The sequence below is a fragment of the Streptococcus mitis genome, from assembly GCF_003943905.1.
Classification (GTDB): domain Bacteria; phylum Bacillota; class Bacilli; order Lactobacillales; family Streptococcaceae; genus Streptococcus; species Streptococcus mitis_BC.
This window is the reverse complement of record NZ_RJNS01000003.1, coordinates 249,377-263,105: the sequence shown is the minus strand read 5'-3', so window position 1 is coordinate 263,105 and position 13,729 is coordinate 249,377. Positions and strand designations below refer to the sequence as shown.

At 43.5% G+C, this 13,729-nt stretch carries 14 protein-coding genes; 8 read left to right on the top strand and 6 right to left on the bottom strand.

Annotated features, from left to right (window positions below; translation table 11 throughout):
- Positions 1-3 precede the first annotated feature (3 nt).
- The 7 genes from D8854_RS07160 to dtd all read left to right on the top strand — a co-directional run bounded on the left by D8854_RS07160 (position 4) and on the right by dtd (position 7,211).
- A complete protein-coding gene (locus D8854_RS07160; protein WP_125424703.1) occupies positions 4-525 on the top strand; it encodes a dihydrofolate reductase family protein in 522 nt (173 codons plus the stop codon).
- A 17-nt stretch (positions 526-542) separates the two neighbouring features.
- A complete protein-coding gene (cysS, locus tag D8854_RS07155) occupies positions 543-1,886 on the top strand; it encodes a cysteine--tRNA ligase (RefSeq protein WP_125450335.1) in 1,344 nt (447 codons plus the stop codon).
- Complete coding sequence (locus tag D8854_RS07150) at positions 1,879-2,265, top strand: Mini-ribonuclease 3 (protein WP_125416342.1); 387 nt, start codon at positions 1,879-1,881, stop codon at positions 2,263-2,265. The genes cysS and D8854_RS07150 overlap by 8 nt, the downstream gene beginning before the upstream one ends.
- 2 nt (positions 2,266-2,267) lie before the next feature.
- Complete coding sequence (locus D8854_RS07145) at positions 2,268-3,137, top strand: helix-turn-helix domain-containing protein (protein WP_125450334.1); 870 nt, start codon at positions 2,268-2,270, stop codon at positions 3,135-3,137.
- Positions 3,138-3,251: 114 nt separating this feature from the next.
- Entirely contained in the window at positions 3,252-4,382 is a 1,131-nt protein-coding gene (locus D8854_RS07140) for an ABC transporter ATP-binding protein (RefSeq protein WP_000229940.1), read from the top strand.
- 139 nt (positions 4,383-4,521) lie between these two features.
- The gene (locus D8854_RS07135; RefSeq protein ID WP_125397500.1) at positions 4,522-6,738 is read left to right on the top strand and encodes a RelA/SpoT family protein; all 2,217 of its coding nucleotides are present in this window, start codon (positions 4,522-4,524) and stop codon (positions 6,736-6,738) included.
- 29 nt (positions 6,739-6,767) lie between these two features.
- On the top strand, positions 6,768-7,211 hold the full coding sequence (dtd, locus tag D8854_RS07130) for a D-aminoacyl-tRNA deacylase (protein WP_125450333.1): 444 nt from the start codon (positions 6,768-6,770) through the stop codon (positions 7,209-7,211).
- A gap of 31 nt (positions 7,212-7,242) precedes the next feature.
- Here the strand turns inward: dtd and D8854_RS09950 are convergent, their stop codons facing one another.
- The 6 genes from D8854_RS09950 to D8854_RS07100 form a co-directional block, all read right to left on the bottom strand.
- Positions 7,243-7,656 carry a hypothetical protein gene (locus D8854_RS09950; protein ID WP_125450332.1) on the bottom strand — a complete coding sequence of 138 codons (414 nt, stop codon included), beginning with the start codon at positions 7,654-7,656 and terminating at the stop codon, positions 7,243-7,245.
- Between the two features lie 107 nt (positions 7,657-7,763).
- A complete protein-coding gene (locus D8854_RS07120; protein ID WP_049479093.1) occupies positions 7,764-8,414 on the bottom strand; it encodes a metal-dependent transcriptional regulator in 651 nt (216 codons plus the stop codon).
- A gap of 83 nt (positions 8,415-8,497) precedes the next feature.
- Positions 8,498-8,992, bottom strand: coding sequence for a thiol peroxidase (tpx, locus tag D8854_RS07115; protein ID WP_000206539.1), 495 nt, complete (start codon positions 8,990-8,992; stop codon positions 8,498-8,500).
- Between the two features lie 113 nt (positions 8,993-9,105).
- Positions 9,106-10,038, bottom strand: a complete 933-nt coding sequence (locus D8854_RS07110) for a metal ABC transporter substrate-binding protein (protein WP_125450331.1) — start codon at positions 10,036-10,038, stop codon at positions 9,106-9,108.
- Positions 10,039-10,063: 25 nt separating this feature from the next.
- The gene (locus D8854_RS07105) at positions 10,064-10,912 is read right to left on the bottom strand and encodes a metal ABC transporter permease (RefSeq protein WP_045617553.1); all 849 of its coding nucleotides are present in this window, start codon (positions 10,910-10,912) and stop codon (positions 10,064-10,066) included.
- Positions 10,909-11,631, bottom strand: a complete 723-nt coding sequence (locus D8854_RS07100) for a metal ABC transporter ATP-binding protein (RefSeq protein ID WP_049477396.1) — start codon at positions 11,629-11,631, stop codon at positions 10,909-10,911. The genes D8854_RS07105 and D8854_RS07100 overlap by 4 nt, the downstream gene beginning before the upstream one ends.
- A 178-nt stretch (positions 11,632-11,809) precedes the next feature.
- Between D8854_RS07100 and D8854_RS07095 the strand changes: the two genes are divergently transcribed.
- Positions 11,810-13,702 carry a M13 family metallopeptidase gene (locus D8854_RS07095; protein WP_125450330.1) on the top strand — a complete coding sequence of 631 codons (1,893 nt, stop codon included), beginning with the start codon at positions 11,810-11,812 and terminating at the stop codon, positions 13,700-13,702.
- Positions 13,703-13,729 lie beyond the last annotated feature (27 nt).

Sequence of the window (13,729 nt, the reverse complement as noted above, 5' to 3'; positions counted from 1 at the left end):
AGAATGGCAGTATATTTTTACGGCTGTATCACCATGGATGGCTACTTGGCAGACAGCCAGCACAGGATAGACTGGCTGCATCAGCTTGGTTCTGTAGAGGATACAGGCTATGATGATTTTTACAGGCAAATGGATATCACCATCATGGGCAAGCGGACCTTTGAGGAAATCCAAGATTTGCAAGATGTAGAAAGTTTTTATCAAGCTACGGAAAACTATGTCTTTACGCATGATAGGCACCTGCCTGTTAGCAATTACCAGCCAGTAGCTGGGGATGTGGTGGACTTTGTTCGCCAGATTGACAAAGGCAAAAATGTCTTTGTGATTGGTGGTAATTCCTTGGTAGGACCGCTCTTGGATGCGGATCTTTTCGACCACCTCATTATTCAGATAGCACCCCTTATCCTAGGAAAGGGGGTTCCCCTCTTTACCCAAGAGGAAGGGCAGCGCTTTTACCAACTGGATAACCTCAGACAATTTGGCCCATTTGCAGAGCTGGTTTTCAGCCGAAAAAGTCAGAAATAGAGAAGGGAGTGGACCGCATGATTAAAATTTACGACACCATGACCCGCAGCCTACGTGAATTTGTGCCCATTGAAGAGGGCAAGGTTCGCATGTATGTCTGTGGGCCAACCGTCTACAACTATATCCACGTTGGGAATGCTCGTTCAACGGTAGCCTTTGATACCATTCGTCGCTACTTTGAATATCGTGGCTATGAGGTTGCCTATATTTCCAATTTCACGGATGTAGATGATAAGATTATCAATCGCGCCAAGGAAGAAGGCATCACGCCTCAAGAGGTTGCGGACAAGTACATTGCTGCCTTTCGTGAAGACGTGACGGCCTTAGGCGTCAAACCTGCTACTCGCCATCCGCGTGTAGTGGAGTTTATGGCGGACATCATTCGTTTTGTCGCTGACTTGATTGAAAAAGGTTATGCTTACGAGAGTCAAGGGGATGTTTACTTCCGTGTGGAAAAATCCCACAACTATGCTAAGTTGGCCAATAAAACTTTGGAAGATTTGGAACTGGGTGCTTCAGGTCGTACAGATGAAGAAACAGCTCGTAAGGAAAATCCTGTGGACTTTGCCCTTTGGAAAGCTGCAAAACCAGGCGAGATTTCTTGGGATAGTCCTTGGGGACCTGGTCGTCCGGGTTGGCATATCGAGTGTTCGGTCATGTCGACAGAGATTTTGGGCGATACCATTGATATCCACGGTGGGGGAGCCGATCTGGAGTTTCCGCATCACACCAATGAAATTGCCCAGTCAGAAGCCAAAACAGGCAAGACTTTCGCCAACTACTGGATGCACAATGGTTTTGTCAACATCGACAATGTCAAGATGTCTAAGTCCTTGGGCAACTTTATCACAGTCCATGATGCCCTCAAAACTCTTGATGGCCAAGTGCTTCGATTCTTCTTTGCGACTCAGCATTACCGTAAGCCTATCAACTTTACCGAAAAAGCAGTGCGTGATGCGGAGACTAATCTCAAGTATCTGAAGAACACTTATGAGCAGCCATTTACTGGGAGTGTTGATGTCCAAGAGTTACAAGCCTTTAAAGATAAGTTTGTAGCCGCTATGGATGAGGATTTCAACTCTGCCAACGGCATCACAGTTGTCTTTGAGATGGCCAAGTGGATCAACTCTGGTAACTACACCGCTGAAGTAAAGGCAGCTTTGGCCAAGCTCTTAGAAGTTTTTGGTATTGTCTTTATAGAAGAAGTTCTAGATGCAGACATTGAGGCCTTGATCCAAAAACGTCAAGAGGCGCGTGCCAATCGTGACTTTGCGACAGCGGACCAAATCCGTGACCAATTGGCGGCTCAAGGAATTAAGCTCCTTGACACCAAGGATGGAGTGAGGTGGACTCGTGATTGATGTCAACCTCATTAACGGGATAGCGCTGGCTTTTGAGGGAGATGCAGTTTACTCCATGTATATTCGTCGCCATCTCATCCTCAAAGGCATGACCAAGCCCAATAAACTCCACCAAGAGGCGACTAAGTATGTGTCAGCCAAGGCTCAGGCGCGCTTGATTGCCCTTATGTTGGAGGAGCAAGTCCTGACGGAAAAAGAAGAAGAAATCTACAAACGTGGTCGCAATACCAATAGTCACACAAAGGCTAAAAATGCTGATGTGGTGACCTACCGCATGTCTACTGGCTTTGAGGCGGTGATGGGGTATCTCCATCTGACTGAAAATCTGGAGCGGCTAGAGACCTTAATTTCTTGGTGTATCCAAAAAGTGGAGGAGTAGAAATGCTTGCTAAAGAACTACAAGACTGGTTTCCTGAAGCTCAGATTTCAGATCAGCCAGTAGAGAAACCAGGCTATCTAACTCTCCCTTTAGCCTCTCAGCAGTGGATTTTACTGGAGGAAGCTGGGCTCAGCGAGCGTGAAAAGCAGCTGGTTGCCCTTTTGACCCAGCAGGAGCAGGCTCGTTCGCTCGATCCTTGGTATCCCTATCTGATTGAGGGGAAGGGGCAGGCACCGCAAGCTTTCAAAAAGATTCAATTGGTTTATTGTCATCTTTCTTATTTCCAACAGGAAAATCTGGCCTCTTGGCTAGACATGATGCGGACTCTTTTTCCCAACTGCCAGACAGTGCTACAGGTCGGGGCTCAGGATTATGTATTTGTTCTTCAACAAGATAAGTACAGCTCTGTACGAGCTATTTTAAGTGATACGATTGAAGCAGTGGAGTATGACTTTGGTCTTCGTCTGTCTATCATGTTAGGACAGGTTTGGTCACAGGCTGGGTATCAGGCTCTGTCAGATTTAATCCAAGCAGAGCGAGACTTGTTTAAGACTTGGTGGCGTCAGGGTCACCAAGGTGTTCATACCTTTTCACAACTCTATCTTTGGAGTATGGGAGAAAGGAGCGTGGACTTGAAGGTAATCAAGGAATGCCTGCACCAGATGATTTTGGACCAAGATCAGATTCAGGAAATCATTCTCTCCCTTTGGGAAAACAGTGCTGTCCTAACTAAAACAGCCCAGCAACTTTATCTTCACCGCAACTCTCTCCAATACAAGATTGATAGATGGGAAGAATTAACTGGGCTTCAGTTGAAGGAGTTGACCGATCTCACCTTGTGCTATCAGTTGATTTTATCAGATATTCTCTAAAGTTTTGTGCAACTTGCACAGAACTTTTTTGTTTTTTTGGTCACCTTGCCATAGAAATGTAAAGCGTTTTCATATATAATAAATCTATCAAATAATTAAAGGAGTTCACCTTCCATGGTAGAATTGAATCTTAAAAATATTTACAAAAAATATCCAAACAGCGAACACTACTCAGTTGAAGACTTCAACTTGGACATCAAAGACAAGGAATTTATCGTTTTCGTAGGTCCTTCAGGATGTGGTAAATCAACAACTCTTCGTATGATTGCTGGTCTTGAAGACATCACAGAAGGTACTGCATCTATCGATGGCGTGGTTGTCAACGACGTAGCTCCAAAAGACCGTGACATCGCCATGGTATTCCAAAACTACGCTCTTTATCCACACATGACTGTATATGACAACATGGCTTTCGGTTTGAAATTGCGTAAATACAGCAAGGAAGACATCGACAAACGTGTTCAAGAAGCAGCAGCAATCCTTGGTTTGAAAGAATTCTTGGATCGTAAACCTGCTGACCTCTCAGGTGGTCAACGTCAACGTGTTGCCATGGGTCGTGCCATCGTCCGTGATGCAAAAGTATTCTTGATGGACGAACCTTTGTCAAACTTGGATGCCAAACTTCGTGTATCCATGCGTGCTGAAATCGCGAAAATCCACCGTCGTATCGGAGCTACAACTATCTACGTAACCCACGACCAAACAGAAGCGATGACTCTTGCAGACCGTATCGTTATCATGTCAGCTACTAAGAACCCTGCTGGTACAGGTACTATCGGACGTGTTGAACAAATCGGTACCCCTCAAGAAGTTTACAAAAACCCAGTTAACAAGTTCGTTGCAGGATTTATCGGAAGCCCAGCTATGAACTTCATCAATGTGAAATTGGTTGGTGGTGAAATTGTTTCTGACGGTTTCCGTTTGAAAGTGCCAGAAGGTGCTTTGAAAGTTCTTCGTGACAAAGGCTACGAAGGAAAAGAATTGATTTTCGGTATCCGTCCAGAAGATGTGAATGCAGAACCTGCTTTCCTTGAAACATTCCCAGAATCAGTTGTCAAAGCTACTATCTCAGTATCAGAATTGCTTGGTTCAGAATCTCACCTTTACTGCCAAGTTGGTAAAGACGAATTTGTTGCCAAAGTGGATGCTCGTGACTACTTGCAAACAGGTGCAACAGTTGAACTTGGATTTGACTTGAACAAAGCACACTTCTTCGACGTAGAAACTGAAAAAACAGTCTACTAAGCAAATGAAATGTCAAAACACTACTAGAGAAATCTGGCAGTGTTTTTTTAATGATTGGTATTGGCATAAAAACAGAGCTTTTCTAGTTTTCATATCCTTAAAAAAGTGATAAAATGGTAGGAAGAATTGGAGAGTATAGATGCCGAAAGAAGTAAATTTGACGGGCGATGAGGTAGTCGCTTTAACGAGAGAATATTTAACAAAGGAAGACGTTGCTTTTGTACAAAAAGCATTGATTTACGCAGTTGACTGTCATAGTGGGCAGTTTCGGAAATCAGGTGAGCCCTATATTATCCATCCCATTCAGGTAGCAGGGATTCTGGCTAAGCTCAAGCTGGATGCCGTAACCGTTGCCTGTGGTTTTTTGCATGATGTGGTTGAAGACACAGATGCGACACTGGATGATTTGGAAAGAGAGTTCGGTCATGATGTTCGGATTATCGTTGATGGGGTGACCAAGCTTGGTAAGGTTGAGTACAAATCACTTGAGGAACAATTGGCTGAAAATCACCGCAAGATGCTTATGGCCATGTCTGAGGATATCCGTGTTATCTTGGTTAAATTATCGGACCGTTTGCATAATATGCGGACTCTCAAACACCTGCGAAAGGACAAGCAGGAACGGATCTCCAGAGAAACCATGGAAATTTACGCACCACTTGCTCATCGTCTAGGGATTTCCAGTGTCAAGTGGGAGTTGGAAGATCTATCTTTCCGTTATCTCAATCCAACTGAGTTTTACAAGATCACCCACATGATGAAGGAAAAACGCAGAGAACGTGAGGCTTTGGTCGATGAAGTTGTAACCAAGTTGGAAGAGTACGCTACAGAAAGAAATCTCAAAGGGAAAATCTATGGTCGTCCTAAGCATATCTATTCGATCTACCGCAAGATGCAGGATAAGAAGAAACGCTTTGAGGAAATTTATGACCTGATTGCCATTCGCTGTATCTTAGATACCCAGAGTGATGTCTATGCTATGCTGGGTTATGTGCATGAACTTTGGAAACCTATGCCAGGCCGCTTCAAAGACTATATCGCCAATCGTAAGGCCAATGGTTACCAGTCTATCCATACGACCGTCTATGGGCCAAAAGGGCCGATTGAGTTCCAGATTCGGACCAAGGAAATGCACGAAGTGGCTGAGTATGGGGTTGCGGCTCACTGGGCTTATAAGAAAGGCATTAAAGGGCAGGTCAACAGCAAGGAATCTGCTATTGGAATGAACTGGATCAAGGAGATGATGGAGCTCCAAGACCAGGCTGATGATGCCAAGGAATTTGTGGACTCTGTTAAGGAAAACTATCTGGCGGAGGAGATTTACGTCTTTACTCCTGATGGTGCGGTTCGCTCCCTACCAAAAGATTCAGGACCGATTGACTTTGCCTATGAAATCCACACCAAAGTCGGTGAAAAAGCGACTGGTGCCAAGGTCAATGGCCGTATGGTTCCACTGACAACCAAGCTCAAGACAGGGGATCAGGTTGAAATTATCACCAACCCCAACTCCTTTGGTCCGAGTCGTGACTGGCTCAATATGGTCAAGACCAGCAAGGCACGCAACAAGATTCGTCAGTTCTTTAAAAATCAAGACAAGGAATTATCCGTTAACAAGGGCCGTGAGATGTTGATGGCCCAGTTCCAAGAAAACGGCTATGTAGCCAATAAATTCATGGACAAGCGCCATATGGATGAGGTTCTTCAAAAGACCAGCTACAAGACAGAGGAGGCTCTCTACGCAGCTATTGGTTTTGGAGAAATTGGCGCTATTACCGTCTTTAACCGTTTGACCGAAAAGGAACGCCGTGAGGAAGAGCGTGCCAAGGCCAAGGCGGAAGCAGAAGAGCTTGTCAAAGGTGGCGAAGTTAAAGTCGAGAACAAAGAAACCCTCAAGGTTAAGCATGAGGGTGGTGTGGTCATTGAAGGGGCTTCAGGTCTCCTAGTTCGGATTGCCAAGTGTTGCAATCCAGTTCCGGGTGACGACATTGTCGGTTACATTACTAAGGGACGCGGTGTGGCTATTCACCGTGTGGACTGTATGAATCTCCGTGCCCAAGAAAACTACGAGCAACGTCTCCTTGATGTGGAGTGGGAAGATCAATTCTCAAGCAAGGAATACACTGCCCACATCGATATCTATGGTCTCAACCGTACAGGGCTTTTGAACGATGTTTTACAAGTTCTCTCCAACACGACCAAAAATATCTCAACCGTTAATGCTCAACCAACCAAGGATATGAAATTTGCTAATATCCATGTCTCATTTGGTATTTCCAACCTCTCTACACTGACCACAGTCGTGGACAAGATTAAGAGTGTGCCAGAGGTTTACTCTGTCAAACGGACCAACGGTTAATTCTCTCTTCAGTTACCAGAAAGGCTATTATGAAAATCATCATTCAACGAGTCAAGAAAGCCCGAGTCAGTATCGAAGGTCAGGTTCATGGAAAAATTAATCAGGGACTCTTATTACTGGTCGGTGTTGGGCCAGAGGACCAAGAGGAAGATCTGGACTATTCTGTGAGAAAGCTTGTCAATATGCGGATTTTTTCTGATGCAGAAGGCAAGATGAATCTGTCTGTCAAGGATATTGAAGGGGAATTCCTTTCTATTTCTCAGTTTACCCTCTTTGCGGATACCAAGAAAGGCAATCGTCCAGCCTTTACAGGTGCCGCCAAGCCGGATATGGCAGCTGCCTTCTATGAGGCTTTCAACCAAAAGCTAGCTCAGGAAGTCCCTGTTCAGACAGGTATTTTTGGAGCGGATATGCAGGTGGAGCTGGTCAATGACGGACCGGTCACCATTATCCTTGATACAAAAAATAGATAAGAAAACCAAGCCTTGTCGGCTTGGTTTTTGTTTAGAAACACTCCCATAAAGAAATGTGTTTGTTGTAAAAGTCGGGATAGTTTTCTCTTAGGTGGCTAGCCGTCATATAATATAAAGTAGAATGACAGGAAGTAAAGACTGGAGTAAGAGAGTAGAAATATTGAGGGTCAGTGATGGCTAAAAAGACAAATAATAGAAAATCGCTGATAAGCACTCCTAAATAGTAGAAGCGAATTTTTTTGTTCATCTGAGGATAAATCTCAGAGAAATGTTTTTTGAGTCGATTGACTAAGCGAAATAGCAGTAGTCCTTGAGCAAGGATGAAAATGAAGCAAAAAATCAGGCCTCTCTCCAAAGAAAGTTCGTATCGGGGTCTGAAAGTTACCAACAGTAGCAAATCGCTGACTACAACGGCTGCAAAATGGATTCTAAAGAGCTTTTTCATAGGAAGACCTCCCTCTTTTATCTAGCTTCATTCTACACCAAACAAATGGGAGTTACAAGCAAAATAATAAAAAATCCCTGAAAAGAATTTCTTTCAGGAATAAGGGCTTAGTTGATTTTTTCGACATAGAGTTGTTTGGCGATATCCATACTAACTTGGAGGTCTTCGTCTTTGTTGACCAGTGTAAAAGTATTGGAAAAATTATCAAACTGCTTGACTTTGACTTGGTCACCGATATGGATTTCATGCTTTTCTAGATATTTGAGTAGTTCAAAACTATCATGAACGCGAGTCAGGAGATAGGTTCCAGCTTCTTGGACGTCTGCCAGTGGTAAGTTGTTGATTTCAACCAATAGCTCCCCCTTGGCTGGGATGGTTCCTCCGTGGGGGCAGGTTTTAGGGAAACCCAGCAGTTTATCCAGTCTCTCTACGAAGAGGTCAGAGACAGTGTGCTCTAGGACCTCAGCTTCCTCGTGGATCTGGTCACTGGTATAGTCGAGATGGTGAACTAGAAAGACCTCAATCAACCGGTGTTTGCGATAGAGTTCTGAGACTAGTTTGAGGCCGATATCTGTCAATAGATAGCCATTCTCCTTGTCCTTGAGGATGAGATTTTCACTTTTCATACGTTTGATCATCTCTGTTACGGCAGGTGGAGAGACCTGCATACGGGCAGCAATTTCCTTATTGGTGATTTTTTGCATTTCCGTACCGATTTCATAAATACATTTTAGGTAGTCTTCTTTATTTGGCGTCATTCGTTTCCTCTTGTCTTTTCTCTCCATCTAGTATATCAAAAAAAGCTAGATTTCTCTAGCCTTCTGCCCCAATGGCTTTGATTTTAGTCCAGTTCTTTCACTGCAGCAATAGCAGCTTCAAAGTCTGGTTCCGTGTTAATGTTGTCAACGTATTCTACATAACGGATGACATTGTCAGTATCGAGAACAAAGACGGCACGTGCAAGGAGATGCCATTCGTTGATCAAGAGGGCATAATCGCGCCCGAAAGAATGGTCAAAGTAGTCTGAAAGCATGATGGCATTGTCAAGGCCTTCAGCCCCACACCAGCGTCCTTGGGCAAATGGTAGGTCCATAGAAACAGTAAGAACGACGGTATTGTCGAGGTTAGCTAGTTCTTGGTTGAATCGACGTGTTTGCGTTGAGCAGATACCAGTATCGATAGAAGGGACAACACTCAAGACTTTTTTCTTTCCATCAAAGTCAGCTAGCGTTTTTTTAGAGAGATCGGTTGTAGTGAGAGAAAAGTCAAGTGCCTTGTCTCCGACTTGCAGTTGTTTACCTGTAAAAGTTACAGGATTTCCGAGAAAAGTGGTCATGAAACTACTCCATTCTTTTTTCTTTTATTTTACCGAGAATTGTCAGATTTTTCCAATGATTTGACCGGAAATTGAAAAAACGCCAATTCGGTGAGAATGACGTTTTTAATGGATTATTTTGACAAACCTTCAGCAATCTTGTCAAGGTTGTATTTCATCATGCTGTAGTAGCTGTCACCTTCTTTACCTTCTTCAGCGATTGAGTCAGTAAAGATTTGTGCGTAAATTGGAATATTTGTGTCTTGTGAAACAGTCTTCATTGGACGGTCATCGACACTTGATTCAACAAAGAGGGATGGAACTTTTGTTTGGCGAAGCTTTTCAACCAAGGTCTTGATTTGTTCAGGTGTTCCTTCTTCTTCTGTGTTGATTTCCCAGATGTAGGCACTTGGAACTCCGTAAGCTTTAGAGAAGTATTTGAAGCATCCTTCGCTGGTTACGATGAGTTTCTTTTCAGCAGGGATATTGTTAAATTTCTCTTTGGCTTCCTTGTCCAGTTTGTCTAGTTTTTCAGTATAGTCTTTGAGATTTTTTTCGTAGAATTCCTTGTTGCTAGGATCTTTTGCGATCAGCTGTTTAGCGATATTTTTAGCATAAATCATCCCATTTTCAAGATTGAGCCAAGCGTGTGGGTCTTCTTTGCCTTTCTCGTTTTGACCTTCAAGGTAGATGATATCTACACCGTCGCTAACTGCATAGTAGTCTTTGTTTTCAGTTTTCTTGGCATTTTCAACCAATTTGGTAAACCAAGCATTGCCACCTGTTTCAAGGTTGATACCGTTATAGAAAATGAGGTCAGCCTCAGAAGTTTTCTTTACGTCTTCAGGAAGTGGTTCGTACTCGTGTGGGTCTTGACCAACAGGAACGATACTATGAAGATCAATCTTGTCACCAGCGATATTTTTAGTAATATCAGCAATGATAGAGTTAGTCGCTACAACCTTTAGTTTTTGGTTTGTAGATGCTGTATCTTTTTTCCCACTAGCACAGGCAGCTAATCCAATGATAGAAAGAAAAAGAACGAGCAATGTACCTAATTTTTTCATTAGATTCCTCCAGAAGGGTTTCCCCTTATTTATTGATTTTTTTATTTTTTAGTTTCAAGTATCGTTGCTTTGGAGAGATAAAGAAACTGATTAAAAAGAAGCTGGCGGATGTGAGCACGATGCTGGATCCTGCTGCGAGGTTGAAGCTATAGCCGATAAAGAGTCCCAAAACAGAAGCGGTTGCCCCTAGGGTTGATGAAAGAAAAATCATGCTCTTTAGGCTATTAGCATAAAGGTAAGCCGTCGCAGCTGGGGTGATCAACATGGCCACGATAAGAATAGTTCCAACACTTTGCATGGCAGTGACTGACACAAGGGTCAAGAGCACCATGAGTAGATAGTGGTAGAAATTAACGGGCATTCCCATTGCTTTAGCCAGGAGCTCGTCAAAGGATGTAATCAATAGTTGTTTAAAGAAAATCCCAATAATCAAGAGAATCAATGCCCCCACACCAATGGTAATCCACATGTCCGTATCTTGGACAGCGAGGATATTCCCAAAAAGGATATGGAAGAGGTCTGTCGAACTCTTGGCAACACTAATCAAGATGACACCTAAGGCTAAGAAAGATGAAAAGGTAATACCAATGGCAGTGTCACTCTTGATGATAGAGTTTCCCTTGATGTAGGTAATGATGATGGAAGCCATCAAACCAAAGATGATCGCTCCAATAAAGAAATCAATTCCCAGGATAAAGGAAAGGGCTACGCCGGGCAAAACTGCGTGAGAGATAGCATCTCCCATGAGAGACATCCCACGTAGGATGATAAAACATCCCACAGCTCCAGCAACAACTCCGATGACAATAGCTGTTATCAAGGCGTTTTGTAGGAAATGGAAATTTTGCAATCCATTGATAAATTCTGCTATCATAGGTCACCTCCATTGAAAAAGAGTTTGCTACCGTAGGCCTTTTTAAGATTGGCTTCGGTAAAGGTTTCTATAGTCGGACCAAGGTCTATTAATTCTCGATTGAGAAGCAAAACTTGGTCGAAATAATGGGGGACTTTGCTGAGGTCATGATGGACGATGAGAACTGTTTTACCAGATTTTTTTAGGTCTCTCAGCGTGTTCATGATAATCTCTTCACTAACCGAGTCAATCCCGACAAAAGGCTCATCTAAAAAGATGTAGTCAGCTTCCTGCACAAGGCAGCGGGCAATCAACACACGTTGGAATTGTCCTCCTGAGAGCTGGCTGATTTGGCGATCAGCATAGTCTGAAAGTCCAACGATTTCAAGAGCCTCTGCCACTTTTTTCCAGTGGCTGGCCTTTAAAGTGTGAAAAAGCGGGATAGATGGATAGAGTCCCAGTGAGACACATTCCTTGACCTTGATAGGGAAATTGTAGTCGATATGGATTTTTTGCTCGACATAGGCAACTCGATGTAAAGATTTCTTGACTTCTTTGTCGTCGAGAAAGGCCTGACCTTCATGTGGGATAATTCCCAACATACCTTTTAATAAAGTTGATTTTCCAGCACCATTTGGACCAATAATTCCGGTAATCGTTGGTCCTTGGAGCACTAGTGAAATATCCTTTAGTGCCAACGTTTCTTTGTAGGAGACACTGAGGTTTTCGATACGTATCATACAGTTGTATTCCTCCTACCTTTTAATATACCTTAAAAAAAAAATTAAGTCAAGTTAATTTTTGAAAAATTTAAAATAATAACTGAAAAACGAAGAAAAAAGAGAAACCATTTTTAATTGCATTCCCAAGTGTTTTTTGCTAAGCTAAGAATAAGTGAAAAATGAAAGCGAGAACAAGATGACACGTTATCAAGATGATTTTTATGATGCTATTAATGGCGAATGGGAAAAAACAGCTGTCATTCCAGCTGATAAATCTCGAACAGGTGGTTTTATTGACCTTGATGAGGAAATTGAAGAGTTGATGCTGGCAACAACGGACAAGTGGTTGGCAGGAGAGGATGTCCCAGAGGATGCTATCCTCGCAAACTTTGTTAAGTACCATCGCATGGTACGCGATTTTGATAAGAGAGAAGCAGATGGGATCAAGCCCGTCCTTCCTCTGCTCAAGGAATATCAGGATTTGGAGAGTTTTGCAGATTTTACCAGCAAACTGGCAGAGTTCGAACTAGCTGGTAAACCAAACTTCCTTCCATTTGGTGTATCGCCAGACTTTATGGATGCCAGAACCAATGTTCTTTGGGCCAGTGCTCCAGGAACAATCTTGCCAGATACAACCTACTATGCTGAAGACCATCCTCAACGTGAGGAGCTCTTGACTCTTTGGAAGGAAAGTACAACGAATCTTCTCAAAGCCTATGATTTCTCAGACGAGGAAATCGCAGACTTACTAGAGAAGAGATTGGAATTGGACCGTCGTATCGCAGCAGTGGTTCTTTCAAACGAAGAAAGTTCAGAATATGCCAAACTCTACCATCCATACGCTTATGAAGAATTCAAAAAATTTGCTCCTGCCCTACCTTTGGATGACTTCTTCCAAGCTGTTCTTGGGCAAGTTCCTGACAAGGTTATCGTAGATGAGGAACGTTTCTGGCAAGCAGCAGATCAGTTTTATAGTGAGGAAGCTTGGCCTCTACTCAAAGCAACCTTGATTTTGGCAGTGGTGAATCTTTCAACCAGTTATTTGACAGATGAGATTCGTGTCTTGTCAGGTGCCTATGGACGTGCCCTTTCAGGTGTGCNAGAAGCTCAGGACAAGGTCAAGGCAGCTTATCATTTGGCCCAAGGTCCCTTTAAGCAAGCCCTTGGTATCTGGTACGCGCATGAAAAATTCTCTCCAGAAGCTAAGGCAGACGTAGAGAAAAAAGTAGCGACTATGATTGACGTTTATAAGGAACGTTTGGCTAAGAATGACTGGCTTACGCCTGAAACACGTGACAAGGCCATTGTCAAACTCAATGTCATCAAGCCTTATATCGGTTATCCAGAGGAATTGCCAGCCCGCTACAAGGACAAGGTAGTGGACGAAACTGCTAGTCTCTTTGATAATGCCCTAGCCTTTGCGCGTGTGGAAATCAAGCACAGCTGGAGCAAGTGGAACCAACCGGTTGACTACAAGGAGTGGGGTATGCCAGCTCATATGGTCAATGCCTACTACAATCCTCAGAAGAACTTGATTGTCTTCCCAGCTGCCATTTTACAGGCTCCATTCTATGACTTGCATCAGTCGTCTTCTGCTAACTACGGTGGTATTGGTGCTGTTATTGCCCACGAGATTTCTCATGCCTTTGACACAAATGGCGCTTCCTTTGATGAAAATGGTAGTCTCAAGGATTGGTGGACAGAGAGTGACTATGCCGCCTTTAAAGAAAAAACGCAAAAAGTTATCGACCAATTTGATGGCCAAGAATCTTACGGCGCAAGGATCAACGGAAAACTAACCGTATCAGAAAACGTTGCCGACTTGGGAGGAATTGCTGCAGCCCTTGAAGCTGCCAAGAGAGAACCAGACTTCTCTGCTGAAGAATTCTTCCACAACTTTGCTCGTATCTGGCGCATGAAAGGTCGTCCGGAGTTGATGAAACTCATGGCTAGTGTCGATGTCCACGCGCCAGCTAAACTCCGTGTCAACATCCAAGTACCCAACTTCGATGACTTCTTTACAACTTATGATGTAAAAGAAGGCGACGGTATGTGGCGCGCACCAGAGGATCGTGTGATTATTTGGTAAGACTAAAACCAAGGATAGCATCCTTGG

Excerpts from the sequence above, each read along its gene's own strand:
- D8854_RS07135 (WP_125397500.1), top strand. The coding sequence starts at position 4,522 with ATGCCGAAAGAAGTAAATTTGACGGGCGATGAGGTAGTCGCTTTAACG.
- D8854_RS07145 (WP_125450334.1), top strand. The coding sequence starts at position 2,268 with ATGCTTGCTAAAGAACTACAAGACTGGTTTCCTGAAGCTCAGATTTCA.
- D8854_RS07105 (WP_045617553.1), bottom strand. The coding sequence starts at position 10,912 with ATGATAGCAGAATTTATCAATGGATTGCAAAATTTCCATTTCCTACAA.
- tpx (WP_000206539.1), bottom strand. The coding sequence starts at position 8,992 with ATGACCACTTTTCTCGGAAATCCTGTAACTTTTACAGGTAAACAACTG.
- cysS (WP_125450335.1), top strand. The coding sequence starts at position 543 with ATGATTAAAATTTACGACACCATGACCCGCAGCCTACGTGAATTTGTG.
- D8854_RS07100 (WP_049477396.1), bottom strand. The coding sequence starts at position 11,631 with ATGATACGTATCGAAAACCTCAGTGTCTCCTACAAAGAAACGTTGGCA.
- D8854_RS07140 (WP_000229940.1), top strand. The coding sequence starts at position 3,252 with ATGGTAGAATTGAATCTTAAAAATATTTACAAAAAATATCCAAACAGC.
- D8854_RS09950 (WP_125450332.1), bottom strand. The coding sequence starts at position 7,656 with ATGAAAAAGCTCTTTAGAATCCATTTTGCAGCCGTTGTAGTCAGCGAT.
- D8854_RS07110 (WP_125450331.1), bottom strand. The coding sequence starts at position 10,038 with ATGAAAAAATTAGGTACATTGCTCGTTCTTTTTCTTTCTATCATTGGA.
- D8854_RS07160 (WP_125424703.1), top strand. The coding sequence starts at position 4 with ATGGCAGTATATTTTTACGGCTGTATCACCATGGATGGCTACTTGGCA.
- dtd (WP_125450333.1), top strand. The coding sequence starts at position 6,768 with ATGAAAATCATCATTCAACGAGTCAAGAAAGCCCGAGTCAGTATCGAA.
- D8854_RS07120 (WP_049479093.1), bottom strand. The coding sequence starts at position 8,414 with ATGACGCCAAATAAAGAAGACTACCTAAAATGTATTTATGAAATCGGT.